The organism is Rhodococcus sp. JCM 9793, from assembly GCF_055380405.1.
This window is the reverse complement of record NZ_AP043721.1, coordinates 4,966,488-4,983,226: the sequence shown is the minus strand read 5'-3', so window position 1 is coordinate 4,983,226 and position 16,739 is coordinate 4,966,488. Positions and strand designations below refer to the sequence as shown.

15 protein-coding genes are annotated in these 16,739 nt (G+C 67.6%); 11 read left to right on the top strand and 4 right to left on the bottom strand.

From position 1 onward, the window contains the following. Positions 1-40: 40 nt before the first annotated feature. A complete protein-coding gene (locus ACZ46K_RS25010) occupies positions 41-223 on the bottom strand; it encodes a hypothetical protein (RefSeq protein WP_054810343.1) in 183 nt (60 codons plus the stop codon). Between the two features lie 357 nt (positions 224-580). On the opposite strand from ACZ46K_RS25010, the gene typA reads away from it, so the two are divergent. From typA to ACZ46K_RS24985, 5 genes are all read left to right on the top strand, one after another. Beyond that, on the top strand, positions 581-2,479 hold the full coding sequence (gene typA, locus ACZ46K_RS25005) for a translational GTPase TypA (protein WP_464745354.1): 1,899 nt from the start codon (positions 581-583) through the stop codon (positions 2,477-2,479). Between the two features lie 121 nt (positions 2,480-2,600). Then, on the top strand, positions 2,601-4,577 hold the full coding sequence (locus tag ACZ46K_RS25000) for an ABC transporter family substrate-binding protein (protein ID WP_464745352.1): 1,977 nt from the start codon (positions 2,601-2,603) through the stop codon (positions 4,575-4,577). Beyond that, a complete protein-coding gene (mshB, locus tag ACZ46K_RS24995; protein ID WP_464745350.1) occupies positions 4,574-5,458 on the top strand; it encodes an N-acetyl-1-D-myo-inositol-2-amino-2-deoxy-alpha-D-glucopyranoside deacetylase in 885 nt (294 codons plus the stop codon). The genes ACZ46K_RS25000 and mshB overlap by 4 nt, the downstream gene beginning before the upstream one ends. Before the next feature lie 35 nt (positions 5,459-5,493). Continuing rightward, entirely contained in the window at positions 5,494-5,652 is a 159-nt protein-coding gene (locus ACZ46K_RS24990) for a hypothetical protein (protein WP_199233193.1), read from the top strand. 55 nt (positions 5,653-5,707) lie between these two features. After that, on the top strand, positions 5,708-6,142 hold the full coding sequence (locus tag ACZ46K_RS24985) for a hypothetical protein (RefSeq protein ID WP_054805623.1): 435 nt from the start codon (positions 5,708-5,710) through the stop codon (positions 6,140-6,142). Here ACZ46K_RS24985 and ACZ46K_RS24980 read toward each other — a convergent pair. From ACZ46K_RS24980 to ACZ46K_RS24970, 3 genes are all read right to left on the bottom strand, one after another. Next, complete coding sequence (locus tag ACZ46K_RS24980; protein ID WP_054805622.1) at positions 6,105-6,797, bottom strand: uracil-DNA glycosylase family protein; 693 nt, start codon at positions 6,795-6,797, stop codon at positions 6,105-6,107. The two genes, ACZ46K_RS24985 and ACZ46K_RS24980, sit on opposite strands and share 38 nt — an antisense overlap. A gap of 41 nt (positions 6,798-6,838) precedes the next feature. After that, complete coding sequence (locus ACZ46K_RS24975; protein WP_464749464.1) at positions 6,839-8,311, bottom strand: PH domain-containing protein; 1,473 nt, start codon at positions 8,309-8,311, stop codon at positions 6,839-6,841. 62 nt (positions 8,312-8,373) lie between these two features. Further along, complete coding sequence (locus tag ACZ46K_RS24970) at positions 8,374-8,850, bottom strand: PH domain-containing protein (protein ID WP_464749463.1); 477 nt, start codon at positions 8,848-8,850, stop codon at positions 8,374-8,376. 603 nt (positions 8,851-9,453) lie between these two features. Between ACZ46K_RS24970 and ACZ46K_RS24965 the strand changes: the two genes are divergently transcribed. The 6 genes from ACZ46K_RS24965 to ACZ46K_RS24940 all read left to right on the top strand — a co-directional run bounded on the left by ACZ46K_RS24965 (position 9,454) and on the right by ACZ46K_RS24940 (position 16,715). Beyond that, positions 9,454-9,669, top strand: coding sequence for a hypothetical protein (locus tag ACZ46K_RS24965; RefSeq protein WP_330136297.1), 216 nt, complete (start codon positions 9,454-9,456; stop codon positions 9,667-9,669). Between the two features lie 55 nt (positions 9,670-9,724). Continuing rightward, positions 9,725-12,424 carry a bifunctional FO biosynthesis protein CofGH gene (locus ACZ46K_RS24960; protein ID WP_464745348.1) on the top strand — a complete coding sequence of 900 codons (2,700 nt, stop codon included), beginning with the start codon at positions 9,725-9,727 and terminating at the stop codon, positions 12,422-12,424. Between the two features lie 150 nt (positions 12,425-12,574). Beyond that, complete coding sequence (fdxA, locus tag ACZ46K_RS24955; RefSeq protein ID WP_054807352.1) at positions 12,575-12,898, top strand: ferredoxin; 324 nt, start codon at positions 12,575-12,577, stop codon at positions 12,896-12,898. Positions 12,899-12,904: 6 nt separating this feature from the next. Next, the gene (gene dapC / locus ACZ46K_RS24950) at positions 12,905-14,014 is read left to right on the top strand and encodes a succinyldiaminopimelate transaminase (RefSeq protein WP_464745346.1); all 1,110 of its coding nucleotides are present in this window, start codon (positions 12,905-12,907) and stop codon (positions 14,012-14,014) included. A 59-nt stretch (positions 14,015-14,073) separates the two neighbouring features. Then, on the top strand, positions 14,074-15,729 hold the full coding sequence (gene pruA, locus ACZ46K_RS24945; RefSeq protein WP_464745344.1) for an L-glutamate gamma-semialdehyde dehydrogenase: 1,656 nt from the start codon (positions 14,074-14,076) through the stop codon (positions 15,727-15,729). Beyond that, entirely contained in the window at positions 15,726-16,715 is a 990-nt protein-coding gene (locus ACZ46K_RS24940; RefSeq protein ID WP_464745342.1) for a proline dehydrogenase family protein, read from the top strand. Before pruA ends, ACZ46K_RS24940 begins: the two co-directional genes overlap by 4 nt. Positions 16,716-16,739: the final 24 nt, after the last annotated feature.

Here is a 16,739-nt window from a genome sequence, read left to right as displayed (position 1 = left end):
GCCACCCGCAATGACCGGAGGTGACCGGGTAGGCGCCGAGTCAGGCGGCGCGGACCTTCTCCAGGTGCTTGCGCAGCTGCTTCTCGCTCATCCCGTTGTCCTGGACCTTCTTCATGCGCATGATCACGACGGGGCATTTCACGCAGCGCGTCTTCTTGCGGCAGCACTTCTTCTTCGGCTTCAGACCTGCGACAGTGCTCGCTTTGAACTTCTTCTTGCCCATCGTCGTCCTGCTCCCGTCCGTGCGCTTGGAAGTCAGGTTAGCGTTCCCTCACTTGAACACCAAGGGTCACATTGGGCTGTCTTCCAGTCGTGAAGTTGGGCTCTCTCGCGTGTCGAACATCACTCCGAGGTACGCTGAGCTGGGCCGATAGGTTCGCGATGCCGCGTGCACACCCCTGCGGGCTGTAGGGTATTCGTGGCCGCAGTGCCTGCATGGACCTTCGGAGATTTGATCTCGAAGTCCACGCCGGGTGTGTCGCATTCGCGTGGCGGCCCAGAACGAAATTTGCGCCGTACGGGCGAGGTGCCAACCGGGTCCAGTGCCGTGTGGCCGGACTACAGCCAGGAGAGCCATCGCGTGAGCACCGCTGATTTTCGAAACGTCGCCATCGTGGCGCACGTCGACCATGGAAAGACCACCCTCGTCGACGCCATGCTGCGCCAGTCGGGTGCGTTCGCGGAGCGTGCTGAACTCGTTGACCGAGTCATGGACTCCGGCGACCTCGAACGCGAGAAGGGCATCACCATTCTCGCCAAGAACACCGCGGTGCATCGGCACCATGCCGACGGCAACGTGACCGTCATCAACGTCATCGACACCCCGGGCCACGCCGACTTCGGTGGCGAGGTCGAGCGCGGTCTGTCGATGGTCGACGGTGTCGTCCTTCTCGTCGACTCCTCCGAGGGCCCGCTTCCGCAGACCCGCTTCGTGCTCCGCAAGGCGCTCGCCGCGTCGCTGCCGGTGATCCTGGTCGTGAACAAGACCGACCGCCCCGACGCCCGCATCGCAGAGGTCGTCGAGGAAAGCCAGACCCTGCTCCTCGACCTCGCGTCCGACCTCGACGACGAAGCAGCAGAAGCCGCCGAGCTCGCCCTCGGACTTCCCGTGCTCTACGCCTCGGGTCGTGAAGGCAAGGCCAGCCGCAAGCAGCCCGAGAACGGCCAGGCTCCCGACGCCGAGAACCTCGACGACCTGTTCGACGTGCTGATGGAGTACGTCCCTGCACCCAAGGGCGACGTCGCGGCACCGTTGCAGGCACACGTCACCAACCTCGACGCCTCCGCGTTCCTGGGCCGCCTCGCGCTGGTCCGCATCCACAACGGCGAGCTCCGCAAGGGCCAGACCGTGAGCTGGATGCGCGAGGTCGACGGTGAGCCGGTCGTCACCAAGGCGAAGATCACCGAGCTGCTCGCGACCGTCGGTGTGGAGCGGCATCCCGCCGAATCCGCCGTCGCCGGCGACATCGTGGCCGTCGCCGGGTTCCCCGACATCATGATCGGCGACACCCTGGCCGACCTCGAGAACCCGGTGGCGCTGCCCCGGATCACGGTCGACCAGCCGGCCATCTCGGTCACCATCGGCACCAATACGTCGCCGCTCGTCGGGCGCGTCAAGGGCCACAAGCTGACCGCGCGCATGGTCAAGACCCGTCTCGATTCCGAGCTCGTCGGCAACGTGTCGCTGAAGGTGCTCGACATCGGCCGTCCCGACGCGTGGGAGGTGCAGGGTCGTGGTGAGCTCGCGCTCGCCATCCTGGTCGAGCAGATGCGTCGCGAGGGTTTCGAGCTCACGGTCGGCAAGCCTCAGGTGGTCACCAGGACTGTCGACGGCAAGCTGCACGAGCCGTACGAAGAGCTGACGATCGACAGCCCCGAGGAGTACCTCGGTTCGATCACTCAGCTGCTTGCGAACCGCAAGGGCAAGATGGTCCAGATGACGAACCAGGGCACGGGCTGGGTCCGGATGGAGTTCCTCGTCCCGTCCCGCGGTCTCATCGGGTTCCGTACCGACTTCCTCACGGAAACCCGCGGCACGGGTATCTCGAACGCGATCTTCCACGGCTACGCGCCGTGGGCGGGGGAGATCCGCGCACGCCACACCGGGTCGCTCGTGTCCGACCGCACGGGATCTGTGACGCCGTTCGCCATGATCCAGCTGGCCGACCGCGGCACGTTCTTCGTCGAGCCCGGAGCGGACACCTACGAGGGCATGGTCGTGGGTATCAACCCGCGTCAGGAAGACCTCGACATCAACGTCACCCGCGAGAAGAAGCTGACCAACATGCGTCAGTCCTCCGCCGACGTGATGGAGACCCTCGCCAAGCCCATCGAGCTGACTCTCGAAGCAGCCATGGAGTTCTGTGCCGCTGACGAGTGCGTGGAGGTCACGCCGGAGATCGTGCGGGTGCGCAAGCTGCACCTGTCGGCCACCGACCGTGCCCGTGCGCGTTCGCGTGAGAAGGCCCGCAACCAGTAGGAATAGTGTGAGAGTGGCCCCGGTAGCCCAGGCTCCCGGGGCCGTCACATACCAGCAGGTCGTCACAAGGGAGCCTCGAGTGTTGCGTTCGCACGTCCGGCGTCGGCGGTGGATCGGTCCGGTGGCAGTCGTGGCGGCCGTGCTGGTGGCGTCGGCGTGTACCGCTGATCCGCCTCCGCCGATCGAGCAGACAGAGCCGACGGCAACGCCCGCGCCCACCCAGAAACGCAACACCGTGGTCGTAGCGATCGACGGTGTGGAGACCGGTTTCAACCCGCACCTGCTGGCAGATCAGTCACCGGTCGGCGCTGCGATCGCAGAACTGGTCCTGCCCAGCGCATTCCGCCCTGTGCCGAACGCGGAGGACCCTGCCTTCACCGAATGGGTGCTCGACGACTCGGTACTGGTGTCCGCGGAGGTCGTCTCGCAGGCGCCGTTCACCATCGAATACGAGGTTCGGACCGACGCCCAGTGGTCGGACAGCGCCCCCATCGCGGCGGAGGACTTCCACTACCTCTGGCAGCAGATGACCTCGCAGCCTGGAGTCGTCGACGCCGCCGGCTATCGGCTGATCGAGAACGTCCAATCCTCGGGCGGCGGCAAGACGGTCACCGTGACTCTGCGCGAGCCGTATCCCGCGTGGCGAGAACTGTTCGCCGAGATGCTTCCCGCACACCTCGTCAAGGACACCCCGGGTGGTTTCGACACCGGCCTGTCGGAAACGATCCCCGTGTCGGGAGGTCCGTTCAAGGTGGAGTCCGTCGACCGTGGTCGTGGCGAAGTGCTGCTCGAGCGCAACGACCGGTTCTGGGGCGAGCCCGCCCTGCCCGACGAGATCCTCATGCGACGCGGTGGCAGCGACGCCCAGCTCACCGAATCGATGCGTAGCGGCGACACCCAGATCGCACAGGTATCCGGCGGATCGGCTCTGCTCGCCCAGCTCGGTGCAGTACCGGACCTGCGCACTCACGTGCAGCTCGAGCCCAGGACGCTCGAATTGACGCTCAACACTCGCACTCCCGCCCTCGCCGACCCGAGGGTGCGCCGCGGTGTGCTCGGCCTGCTCGACCCGGAGATGCTCGGGCTGGTCGCGGCGGGTTCCGAGGCCGAGGTCGTTCCCGACAGGGCTCAGATCCTCGCGCCGTCCGATCCCGGATACACACCCACGATGCCGCCGCGACCGAGTCGAGAGGAAGCGCTGGGGCTGCTCGCGGACGCCGGGTATCTACCCAACGTGCCTGCTGTGCCGGACCCCGAGCCGTCTGCGGATCCGTCGTCCCCTGCCGAAACGGCGACCCCGTCGACCGGTGCATCGGAGTCGTCGTCCTCGGACGAGGAGTCGCAAGAACAGACGCCCACAGGACGCGCAGAACCGATCGCGGACGGCGCGCTCGTTCGCGACGGCGCCCCGCTCGTGCTCGTGCTCGGTGTCGCCGAAGGGTCGGAGACTGCACGCACCGTCGCACGGACGGCGGCGGACGTACTGTCCGGCGCAGGAATCGCGGCCACGGTGAGCGAACTACCGCCGGACGAACTCTACGGAGACGCCCTCGTCGACGGTGATGTGCACGCGATCGTCGGCTGGATGCAGGCGGGTTCCGACCCCGCAACCCGGGCCCTCTCCCGGTTCGGGTGCCCGCCCACGCCTCCTGCTCCGTCTGTATCGGAGACGGTCGGGTCGGCGGAGACGACGGAGACAGCAGAGTCGGCGCCCACGTCGAGGAGCGGAGCCGCGGCCACCACCGCAGCGGACGACTCCGATTCGGGTGTTGGAAACGAGGATGCGGGCGACCAGGAATCGGGGGATGACGCGGAGGAAGCCGCCGTCGCCCAACTCGAAGCACCCAGCAATCTTTCCGGTGCCTGTGATCCCGCAGTGCAGACTCGGCTCGTCGATGCCCTGCACGGTACCGGCGACGTCCCGGCGACCCTCGCCGCGGTGGAACCGCGGCTGTGGGATCTCGCAGTGAACCTCCCGATCATTCAGGGCCGGTCCGTCGCCGCTGCCGGTCCCGGTGTGGACGGAGTGGCCTTGGCCGGCCCGGTGCCCGCAGGCATCGTCGGCGACGCTCGATTCTGGTGGAGGAACACGCAGTGACCGTTGACGAACCCCGCAGGCTGTTGCTCGTACACGCACATCCGGACGACGAAACTCTCACTACGGGTGGCACTATCGCCCGTTATGTCGCCGAAGGGGCCGAGGTCACCGTGGTGACCTGCACCCTCGGCGAGGAAGGCGAGGTGATCGGCGACGAGTGGGCGCAGCTCACCGCAGACCGGGCCGACCAGCTGGGTGGCTACCGCGTGCTGGAGTTGACCCGGGCGCTGAATGCACTCGGAGTCGACGCGCCCTGCTTCCTGGGTGGGGCAGGCCATTGGCGGGACTCCGGAATGGCCGGCACCCCGTCGGCGGCGAATCCCCGCGCGTGGGTCAACGCCGATTCCGATGAAGCTGTCGCGGAGCTTGTTGCCGTCATCCGGCGCGCACGGCCCCACGTGGTGGTCACCTACGACCCGGTCGGCGGGTACGGGCACCCCGACCACATCGTGGTGCACGAACGCGTGACCGCTGCGGTCGAGCTCTCCGGGACCGAGGACTACCCGGCTGCCGGCGCACCGTGGAGCCCGGCGAAGGTGTACTGGACGGTGACCGAGAAGTCGGCGCTCGAAACGGGTGTCGCCGAGATCGGCGACCTCCCGGACGGGTGGCGCCTGCCCGATCCGGGGGAGCTTCCGAGCGTGCCCGACGATCACGTGACGGCCGTCGTCGACGTCCGCGGGGTGCTCGACGCGAAACGTTCCGCGATGGCCGCCCACGCGACTCAGGTGATCGTGGCGTCGGGCGGAGAGCAGTTCACGCTGTCGAACCTCGTCGCCCAACCGGTCTTCGGCGAAGAACATTTCCGCCTGGTTCGCGGAGAGCCGGGCGAAACGGACGATTCCGGGCGGGAGCGTGACCTCTTCTCCGGCATCGGATAACGTGACCGCCGTCACCGATGAAGGGGAGGGCGGCGATGTACGACTGGTCCGTTCAGAATCAGATCATCGCGTTCGTCGACTCGTTGCGTCCGCACGCCGACGAGATCCGCGCCGGTTATTTCGACGCGCTCTACGGGTTCGTCGACATGCAATCGCACCTGCTGACCATGCTCGGCTACCCACCCGTGCCGTGACCAGGCGGCCGACCCCGGTTGGCTCGGGCAAGGGGTCGTCGCGCACTATGGAACGATGACGGTCGACCCTGCAACCGCACTACCGGACGTACCCGCGCTGCCGCCGGAGCCCCGTAGAGGTGTGGTCGCGTTGCTCGTGTTCGACGGGGTCCTGTGCGCGATCCTGTCGGTGATGTTCCTCGGTCTCTACATCGGTACGGTGCCGTTCCCGATCACGATCCTGCTCGCCGCAGTGATCAATCTGCTGCTGGTCATGGCCGTATACAGCGAAACCGGGTCGTTTCGTACCGCGATGCTGCCGCTTGCGGCGTGGTTGCTCGGATTCGCTGCGTGTCTGGCCGTCGGGCCGGGTGGCGATCAGCTCGCCATGGCCGACTGGCGGATCCTGATGTTGCCCGTCGCGGCGCTCCTACCCGCAGGCGGCTACCTCTTCTCGGCGCGGATCAAAGCGATCATGCAGTCAGGCCGGCCGCCCGCGCAGCAGATGTGAGCACCGTCGTGGTCATCTCCCGGGTCAGACGGCCGGTGAAGGTGTTCTGCTGACTGACGTGATAACACCCGAACAAGTGCAGCGGGGCCTTCTCCTCGGTAGAGGGGGAAAGAGTGACGCTCGCACCATGCCCGAACCGAGGGCGCGGAGACGGCACGACCCACCCTGCGGCAGCCAGTACCGGGAGCAGCGCCTGCCACCCGAATCCACCGAGCACGACGACGGCCCGCAGCGTCGGCGAGAGCAACGCGAGTTCCTGCTCGAGCCAGCCTCGGCACGTGTCCCGCTCGGTCACGGTCGGTTTGTTGGCGGGGGGTGCGCAGTGCACCGGTGAGGTGATCCGGCTACCGAGCAGTTCGAGTCCGTCACCGGGCCGTGTCGCGGTGGGTTGCGACGCGAGACCCGCCTCGTACATCGCGGCATACAGGAAATCGCCGGAACGGTCACCGGTGAACATCCGTCCCGTCCGGTTGGCGCCGTGCGCGGCAGGCGCCAACCCCACGATCAGCAGCGCTGCGTCCGTGGGGCCGAAACCGGGCACCGGTCGACCCCAGTACTCCTCGTCGCGGAATGCGGCCCGCTTTTCCCGCGCGACCCGTTCACGCCACTCGACCAGCCGTGGGCACGCGCGGCACTCGACGAGGAGCGAATCCATACCGGCGAGTGTGTCGGCGCCGGGCCTGTGCCAGGGATCGATCACGAGACCGGGCCTCCGCGTGTCCAGATGTCGCCGGCGCCGGGAGTCACGGATTCGATCAACGACCAGGCGTCGCACTCGGGGACGTCCACGACCGCGTAGTGGCCCGCTCCGGCGGGAGTCGCAGCGATCACCGTTGCCACGCCGGCACGCCGCTGGAAGAACGTCTGGCGCACGGTCCACCCGATGATCCCGTCCGCCTCGAGACTGATCCGGTGGCGGTCGAGCGAACCCGCACGTGTGACGAGATACCCGGCGGGTGAGGCATGCCCGAGACCCTTGTATCGATCCCACCCGAGCGCTGCCGCGGCCACCACGAGCACAGCCGCGCCCACCACGATCGCGGGCAATGGCAGCGGCCGGTCGACGAGTGCGGCGACCGCGATGCCGACCGCCATCAGGCCCACCACCGGAGTGACGGCCCGGGTGAAGCGACGACGACGTGCCGCAGAGCCGTGGGGGACCAGTGGCGCCCTCAGGGGCGAGTCGGTGGTGAGTACCTCGCCGGCGACCCGACGTACCTCGCCGTCCGGCGCCGACGGCAACACGAGCGATGACTCGCCGCGTTCGGCCGACACCCCCGTCATGATCGCGTCGAGGCGCGCCGCTCCCACGAGCCTCAACGCGAGCGGTTCGTGGACGTCGACGCCGCGAAGCCGCGCGCGATCGAGCGTCGTGTGCCGCACCCGCAGCAGGCCCCGCCCGACCCGCAGCATCCGCCCGTCATCGGTGACCATCAGGTTCCCGTACAACAGCAGGTACCGGATGCACGCGGCGATACTCGCCACGACGAGGATCACGACGATAGCCACACCGACGACGACCGCGATACCGGCCGCCGCGAGCGCATCGACACCGCGCTCGACGGTGTCCGATTCGGTGAGTCGTTCGCCGATGCCGTACTGGAACGCCAAGCCGACCACGGCGGCGACGCCGATCAGCCCGGTGGCCGAGAACGGTGCGTACCGCACCCATCCGGGCCGGAAACGGGCAAGTTCGCGTTCGCTCGGAGCAGCGTCCACACGGTGGGACTCGGGAGTGCTCGCTGGTGTGACGGGATTCTGTCCGCCCTCGAGGAGTGCGGCACGCAGAGCAGGGACGTCTTCGATCGCGATGCCGTTGAGCTCGAACCTGTTGTGGTCGGAGCTGCTACCGCCCGATTGTCCTGTGCCGATCTTCACGACCGCGAGACCGAGCAGCCGGTGCAGCAGGCGCCGATCGACATCGACCGACCGGATGCGGCTGCGAGGGATCGACAGCTCGCGGCGCTGAACCAGGCCGCGGCGCAGCTCGACGTGCACGGGTCCGACCCGATAGCTCGTGGTGAACCAGCGTGCGAGTCCGACGAGAACCAGCAGCGCCGCGACACCGAGCCCCCAGTACGGGTTTCCGCTGCTGCTGCCCAGCAGCACCGAACCGATCAGAACGGGAAACAGCTTCAGGATCTCTTCGACCGGATGAACCAACAGCATCCGGCGGTCGAGACGCTGCCAGCCGACGGTGTCGTCGGTGACAGCGGTATCGGATTCCGGGTTCACGTCGCGTCGGCCCCGTTCCGGCCAGCGATCGTGGTGAGCCGCGCCACCGTCTCGTCGGCCACCGCCGTGTCGAGCGCGGTGATCTCCACGGCCCCGGCGGACGACGCGGTGGTGACGGTGACGGTCGCGAGCCCGAGCCACCGGTCGATCGGGCCGCGTTCGGTGTCGACGGTCTGAATCCGCGAGATCGGGGCGATCCGGCGCTCCTGGGTGAACCAACCCGAGCGGGTGTGCACGGCGGTGTCGCTGATTTCCCACCGGTGCACCCGATACCGCCAGAGCGGGACCACCCCGACGTGCAGACCGGCGACGACGACGGTCGCGACTGCCGCCGCTACATGCCACCCGATCCGTCCGGAGTCGAGCACACCCCACACGACCTGCGCAATGACGATCGGTATCCACATCAACGTGGCGTTGATCGCCCACAACGCGCGCGCCTTCGGACTCGGCCGCCACGCGGGTTCGGTCATCACCGTCCCGGTGCTGCTCTCCACATTCACACTCCCGACTCGGTTCCGGGTTCCAGGCTTACAACAGTCGACGAGAAATCTGACACTCCCTCATACTGTCGGATGCCTCCTCCGCCTCGTGACGAAGCCGCGGAATGCTACGACGTTCCAGTAGTGCAGGTCGCCACTGCATCAGAGCCCCGGTTCCCCTATTCGTCGCACCGGGTGCGATCGCCGCACCCCCGAAGAATCAAACCTTCACACGGACCGGGACGACCTGCAGCACGCCCGGCACCGGCCGGACAAATATGTCGGCGCCCCGCGTGGCTGCTCGACCTGATCACCGGCGCCGAAACCGACCTGCTTACGCGACTGTGGCATCCGGTCACCTTCGACACCCTCGCCGCAGGCCACGACCGCGACGGCCGGGAACTACCGAAACACGGATTTGTCGTGGCCGCCCGACTCGGCTGGCCGTGAGGAATGTGAATCTCCACCGCCTGCCACCTAGTGGCAGAAAGCATCAGGTCTACGTAGACGTTAGGATTGCGAAGGCCCCCGATTCGGGTGGCCCCGGGTATCCCCACACCGCCGGGCGTTTCAGCCACGACGAGGAGGATCGACATGAGTGAAGCCGACATGACCGACACTTCCGATGCAGTCGAGTTCCCGAGCCTGTCGACGGAGGATTCCGAAGGGGATCGCGTCGAACAGTCGACGCCTGCCTACGACGATCCTCGCGACACGTTCCCATCCGACCTGCCGCTCGAGGTCGACCCCGCCGACGCCGCCGAGCAGAATCGCGAGGTATCCGTGGACGACGACTATCCCCACGAGTGACCGGAGGTGACACCCCGAAGTGGCATGCGACACGGCGGGAGCGCATGATCGGCCCATGACCGATTCCGCTGACGACACCCAGCACTCCGCGATGCTCCCGTCGCCGTCGCTGCGACCCGGTGCCGCCCCACAGCCGACAGCGTCGGCAGGTGCTCCACAGCCGACAGCGTCGGCAGGTGCTCCACAGCCGACAGCGTCGGCAGGTGCTCCACAGCCGACAGCGTCGGCAGGTGCTCCACAGCCGACTCCGTCGGCGATGCGCCGGGCGTTGCGCCGCGCTCGCGACGGGGTGAGTCTCAACGTCGACGAAGCCACTGTGCTGTTGCAGGCGCGCGGCGCGGATCTCGACGATCTGTGTATGTCGGCGGCGCGGGTACGCGATGCGGGTCTGCTGGCGGAGGATCGTCCGGGAACCGTCACCTACTCGAGGAAGGTGTTCGTCCCGATCACGCGGCTGTGTCGCGACCGTTGCCACTACTGCACGTTCGTCACCGTCCCGGGCAAGCTTCGCGCTGAAGGCCGAGGCATGTACCTCGAGCCCGACGAGATCCTCGAGATCGCACGACAGGGCGCCGAGCTCGGCTGCAAGGAAGCGTTGTTCACCCTCGGCGACAGGCCGGAGGACCGATGGCCCGAGGCGAGACAGTGGCTCGACGAACGCGGATACGACTCGACGCTCGACTATGTGCGGGCGATGTCGATCCGGGTGCTCGAGGAGACCGGGCTGCTGCCGCACCTGAATCCGGGTGTGATGAGCTGGGCCGAGATCTCACGGCTCAAGCCGGTGGCGCCGTCGATGGGCATGATGCTCGAGACGACGTCGGAGCGGTTGTTCACGGAGAAGGGCCAGTGCCATCACGGCAGTCCCGACAAGGAACCATCCGTGAGGCTGCGGGTGCTCACCGATGCGGGTCGCTTGTCGGTGCCGTTCACCACGGGCATCCTCGTCGGCATCGGGGAGTCCTTCGTCGAGCGTGCCGAGTCGATCCTGGCGATCCGGAAGACACACAAGGCGTTCGGGCACATCCAGGAAGTCATCGTGCAGAACTTCCGGGCCAAGGACGACACCGCGATGCGCGACGTCGACGACGCCGCGCTCGACGAGTTCCTCGCTGCGATCGCGGTCTCCCGTCTGATCCTCGGCCCGGGTATGCGCATCCAGGCGCCGCCGAACCTGGTGTCGCTCGACGAGTGCCGCGCACTGCTCGCGGCGGGAGTCGACGATTGGGGTGGCGTGTCGCCGCTGACACCGGATCACGTCAACCCGGAGCGGCCGTGGCCGAATCTCGACACGCTGGCCCAGCTCAGTGCCGAGGCGGGATTCCGGCTCACCGAACGCATCGCAGCGCAGCCGCAGTACGTGCTGGCCGGTCAGCCGTGGATCGACCCGAGGATCACCGCTCATGTCCGTGCGCTGTCCGACCCGGAGACGGGTCTCGCGCAGCAGGTCATCCCGTCGGGGCTGCCGTGGCAGGAACCCGACATCGAATGGGAGTCGTCGGGACGTGTCGACCTCAACTCCGAGATCGACGTGACCGGACGCAACACCGTTCATCGCTCCGACCTGGGTAGTGCCTTCGGTGACTGGGACACCGTGCGCGAGCAAGTGCTCGCGCTCGGCGAAAATGCGCCGGTGCGGCTCGACAGTGACGTGCTGTCGGCCCTGCGGTCTGCGGAGCGCGACCCGGGCGGGTGCTCCGACGCCGAGTACATCGCTCTCGCGAACGCCGACGGGGCGGGTCTCGAGGCGATGGTCGCGCTGGCAGATCAGCTGCGTCGCGACACGGTCGGCGACGACGTCACGTATGTCGTCAACCGGAACATCAACTTCACCAACATCTGTTACACGGGTTGTCGGTTCTGTGCGTTCGCGCAGCGTAAGGGCGACGCCGACGCCTTCACGCTCTCCTCGGAGGAAGTCGCCGACCGGGCGTGGGAAGCGCACGTCGCCGGCGCCACCGAGGTGTGCATGCAGGGCGGCATCGACCCCGAGCTGCCCGTCACGGGCTACGCCGATCTGGTGCGAGCGGTCAAGGCGCGGGTGCCGTCGATGCACGTGCACGCGTTCTCGCCGATGGAGATCGTCAACGGTGTCGCGCGAAGCGGTACGTCCATCCGTGAATGGTTGACGGAGCTGCGCGAAGCCGGCCTCGACACCATCCCGGGCACGGCCGCGGAGATCCTCGACGACGAGGTGCGCTGGGTCCTCACGAAGGGCAAGCTGCCCACCGCGGAGTGGATCGAGGTGGTCACCACTGCGCATGAGGTGGGATTGCGTTCCAGTTCGACGATGATGTACGGCCACGTGGACCAACCGCACCACTGGGTCGGGCACCTGAATGTGCTGCGTGGGATCCAGGACCGCACCGGCGGGTTCACCGAGTTCGTGCTCCTGCCGTTCGTGCACCAGTCGTCGCCGCTGTATCTCGCGGGTGCGTCCCGCCCGGGACCGACGATGCGCGACAACCGCGCGGCGCACGCGCTGGCGCGCATCATGCTGCACGGGCGCATCGAGAACATCCAGACCAGCTGGGTCAAGCTCGGTGTGGCCGGGACGCAGGCGATGCTCGAGGGCGGAGCCAACGATCTCGGTGGCACGTTGATGGAGGAGACGATCTCGCGGATGGCGGGTTCGCAGCACGGTTCGGAGAAGACCGTCTCCGAGCTGGTGGCGATCGCCGAGGGCATCGGTCGCCCTGCCCGCGAGCGCACCACCGCGTACGCCCGTCGTGAGATCGGCGTCACTGTCCGCTAGGTCAGGCCTGGCTCCACGGTCAGGTCAGGGCACCCTAACGGGAAGGTGAGGACCGGCGACGGTGGATACTGTTCGGTTGTGGGCGCCGGTGCGCCGATGCGCTGGGACCGTACGGGTCGGCGGGCATTCAGAGAGGCAGGGAGAACAGCAGTGACGTACACGATTGCGGAGCCGTGCGTGGACGTGTTGGACAAGGCATGCATCGAAGAGTGCCCGGTCGACTGCATCTACGAGGGTGGTCGCATGCTGTACATCCACCCGGACGAATGCGTGGACTGTGGCGCCTGCGAGCCCGTGTGCCCCGTCGAGGCGATCTTCTACGAAGACGACGTACCGGACGAGTGGACCGAGTACGTGCAGACCAACATCGATTTCTTCAACGACCTCGGATCTCCCGGTGGTGCGGCGAAGCTCGGCAAGGTCGACTACGACACGCCGTTCGTCAAGAATCTGCCTCCCATGGGTGAGGAATAGGCGCCGGTGGCCACACGCACACGCCGGTCGGTCGCACAGAGCCTTCCGGATTTTCCGTGGGATTCACTGACCGACGCAAAGGCGAAGGCCGCCGCCCACCCGGACGGGATCGTCAACCTCTCGGTGGGGACGCCCGTGGATCCCGTCGCGCCGGTCATCCGGGATGCACTGGCGTCGGTCGCGGAAGAGCCGGGATACCCGACGACTCACGGCACACCCGAGTTGCGGCACGCCGCGGTCGGGGCGCTTGCGCGTCGTTATGGGATCACGGGCATCGACGAGGCGTCGATCCTGCCTGCGATCGGTACCAAGGAGATGATCGCGTGGTTGCCGACCCTCCTGGGTATCGGCGCTGAGGATCTCGTCGTCATTCCTGAGCTCGCGTACCCGACCTACGAGGTCGGCGGACTGCTCGCGGGTGCACGGTTGATCCGCGCCGACGGTCTCACCCGGCTCGGGCCCGAAGGCGCGTCGCTGGTGTTCGTCAACTCGCCGTCGAACCCGACCGGCAAGGTGCTCGGCCTCGATCATCTGCGCAAGGTCGTCGACTGGGCACGCAGCCGGAACGCGATCGTCGTGTCCGACGAGTGCTACCTCGGGCTCACGTGGGAGGGCGAGGCCCTGTCGATCCTGCATCCGAGCGTGAGCGACGGCGACCACACCAATCTGCTTGCGGTGCATTCGCTGTCGAAGACGTCGAACCTCGCGAGTTACCGCGCGGGATTCGTCACCGGCGACGCCGAACTCGTCGCCGACCTGCTCGAGGTGCGCAAGCATTCCGGCATGATGGTGCCGCTGCCGATCCAGGCCGCGATGACCGCGGCACTGAACGACGACGAGCACGAGAACATCCAGCGTGAGCGGTACCGTGCGCGTCGTGAGACGCTGCTCGCGGCCGTGCGCGGCGCCGGGTTCACCGTCGACCATTCCGAGGCCGGTCTGTACCTGTGGGCAACCCGCGGTGAAGAGTGCCGCGCGACCGTCGACTGGTTTGCCGAACGCGGCATTCTCGTTGCACCGGGCGAGTTCTACGGGCCCGGCGGTGTGTTGCACGTGCGGATCGCGTTGACGGCCACCGACGAGCGGATCGAGGCGGCGGCACAGCGACTGGCCTGATCGATCGGAACTTCCCGCTCGATCGTCAACCCGGCGCTACCCTGGGCCCAGGAGGCACCATGGACGCCGTCACAGTTGTTCCTGAGCCGACGAACGAGCCGGTGCACGGATACGCCCCGGGCAGTCCCGAGCGCACTCGCCTGCTCGGGAAGCTCGCGGAGCTCTCCGCCGACCCGATCGATGTCAGTCATGTGATCGGGGGAGCCCACCTCCACGGCGAGGGTGATCGCGTCGACATCGTGCAGCCGCACAACCACGCTTCGGTGCTCGGCACCCTCCGCAACGCCACCGTGGCGGACGCGGCAGCTGCAGTCGATGCCGCCACCGCGGCGGCACCGGCGTGGCGCGATATGCCGTTCGACGCGCGCGCCGCGATACTTCTGCGGGCTGCCGACCTGATGTCGGGCCCGTGGCGCGAGACCATCGCCGCCGCGACGATGCTCGGTCAGTCGAAATCGGTGCAGCAGGCCGAGATCGACGCACCGTGCGAGCTGGTGGACTTCTGGCGTTTCAACGTGCACTTCGCACGTGAACTCCTCGCGGAGCAGCCGAAGTCGTCGCCGGGCGTGTGGAACCGGATGGATCACCGTCCGCTCGAAGGATTCGTGTACGCCGTGACGCCGTTCAACTTCACGGCGATCGCCGGCAACCTGCCCACCGTACCCGCGCTCATGGGCAACACCGTCGTCTGGAAGCCCTCACCCACGCAGTCCCTGGCCGCCTACTGGACGATGCGCGTGCTCGAGGCGGCCGGGCTTCCGCCCGGGGTGATCAATCTGCTCACCGGCGACGGCAGAGCCGTGTCCGACGTCGTTCTGAGTGACCCCCGCTTCGCGGGTCTCCACTTCACCGGATCCGTCGCGACGTTCCGGCATCTGTGGAAGGAGATCGGCGGCAACCTCGACGCGTATCGCACCTATCCGCGGATCGTGGGGGAGACCGGCGGAAAGGATTTCGTCGTCGCGCATCCTTCCGCCGACCCCGCTGTCCTGGCCACTGCGCTGATCCGCGGCGCGTTCGAGTATCAGGGGCAGAAGTGTTCGGCGGCGTCGCGCGCGTTCGTGCCGCGTTCGGTGTGGTCGCGGATGCGGGAGGATTTCCTCGCGGAGGTCGATGCGCTCACCTACGGCGACGTCACCGACCTGTCCAATTTCGGTGGCGCGTTGATCGATCGCCGCGCATACGAGAAGGCCGTCGGTGCCCTCGACCGCGCTCGGGACCGCACCTGCGTGGAGTTCGCCGTCGGCGGTGGGTACGACCAGTGGGTCGGATGGTTCGTACGACCCACGGTGCTGCTCGTCGACGATCCCGGCGACGAAGCGCTCACCACCGAATATTTCGGCCCGATCCTCGCTGTGCACGTCTACGACGACACCGTCACCGGTGCGTGGGAGAACGTGCTCGAGATGATCGACACTGCAACCCCGTACGCACTGACCGGGGCCGTGGTCGCGGAGGATCGCGCCGCGATCGAGCAGGCTGCCGCCGCACTGAGATTCACGGCGGGCAACTTCTACGTCAACGACAAGCCCACCGGCGCGGTCGTCGGACAGCAGCCGTTCGGCGGTGGTCGGCTCTCGGGCACCGACGACAAGGCGGGCTCGCCGTTGAACCTGCTGCGCTGGGTGTCGCCGCGTGCGCTCAAGGAGACGTTCGTCCCGCCCACCGCTCACCGCTATCCGCATATGGAACCCGATCCCGGGGCGGGGTCGTGAGCAGTACGGGCCAGAGCGGTGCGCTGTCGAACCCGCTGCGCCCGGTCATTCTCGCCGCATCGAAATCGAACGCGGTGCGTCGCCTGATCACCGGGGCACCTCCCACGCGCCGGATCGTCGACCGGTTCGTCGCCGGAACCACCCGCGCGGACGCGATGACCGTCGCCGCGCAGCTGCTGGGCTCGGGCACGGGGGTGAGCATCGACCATCTCGGCGAGAACACCTTCGATGTCGGGCAGGCCCGCGCCGTCGTCGGTGAATACCGTGAGTTGCTTGCCGATCTCGGGACGCTCGGCGAACTCACGCCCGAGACGTTCACGGGTGCGCCCGCCGTCGAGGTGTCGGTCAAGCTCACCGCGCTGGGGTTGTCGCTCGGGACGGACGGCAGCAAGATCGCGCTCGATCACGCCCGGGAGATCTGCGCCGCCGCGCAGGATGCAGCCGCGTGGGTCAGCATCGACGCAGAAGACCACACCGTCACCGACGACACTCTCGCAATCGTCCGCGACCTGCGCGCCGATTTTCCCGACGTGGGAGCGGTCGTGCAGGCGTATCTGCGCCGCACCGAAGGGGACTGCCGCGAACTGACGGCGCCGCGGTCGCGGGTGCGGCTGTGCAAAGGCGCCTACGACGAGCCGGCGTCGGTGGCGTATCGGGATCGCGCCGAGGTCGATGCGTCGTATCTGCGGTGCCTGCGGATCCTCATGGCGGGCGACGGGTACCCGATGGTCGCCTCGCACGATCCCGCCGTCGTCGCGGCGGTCGACCCGCTCGCCGCGAGCGTGGGACGTGGCCGCGGCGAGTTCGAGCATCAGATGCTGTTCGGGATTCGGGCCGGGGAGCAGCAGCGCTTGGCCGGCGTCGGGCGTCGGGTGCGGGTCTACGTACCGTACGGGTCGCAGTGGTACGGCTATCTCATGAGGCGTCTTGCCGAGCGGCCCTCCAACCTGCGATTTTTCGTGCATTCACTTCTGAGTGGCGACTGAACGGACCACCTCGCCGGTAGATTG

Excerpts from the sequence above, each read along its gene's own strand:
- ACZ46K_RS24975 (WP_464749464.1), bottom strand. The coding sequence starts at position 8,311 with ATGCTGTTGGTTCATCCGGTCGAAGAGATCCTGAAGCTGTTTCCCGTT.
- ACZ46K_RS25010 (WP_054810343.1), bottom strand. The coding sequence starts at position 223 with ATGGGCAAGAAGAAGTTCAAAGCGAGCACTGTCGCAGGTCTGAAGCCG.
- ACZ46K_RS24965 (WP_330136297.1), top strand. The coding sequence starts at position 9,454 with ATGAGTGAAGCCGACATGACCGACACTTCCGATGCAGTCGAGTTCCCG.
- ACZ46K_RS24960 (WP_464745348.1), top strand. The coding sequence starts at position 9,725 with ATGACCGATTCCGCTGACGACACCCAGCACTCCGCGATGCTCCCGTCG.
- ACZ46K_RS24970 (WP_464749463.1), bottom strand. The coding sequence starts at position 8,850 with ATGACCGAACCCGCGTGGCGGCCGAGTCCGAAGGCGCGCGCGTTGTGG.
- ACZ46K_RS24980 (WP_054805622.1), bottom strand. The coding sequence starts at position 6,797 with ATGGATTCGCTCCTCGTCGAGTGCCGCGCGTGCCCACGGCTGGTCGAG.
- pruA (WP_464745344.1), top strand. The coding sequence starts at position 14,074 with ATGGACGCCGTCACAGTTGTTCCTGAGCCGACGAACGAGCCGGTGCAC.
- ACZ46K_RS24985 (WP_054805623.1), top strand. The coding sequence starts at position 5,708 with ATGACGGTCGACCCTGCAACCGCACTACCGGACGTACCCGCGCTGCCG.
- ACZ46K_RS24990 (WP_199233193.1), top strand. The coding sequence starts at position 5,494 with ATGTACGACTGGTCCGTTCAGAATCAGATCATCGCGTTCGTCGACTCG.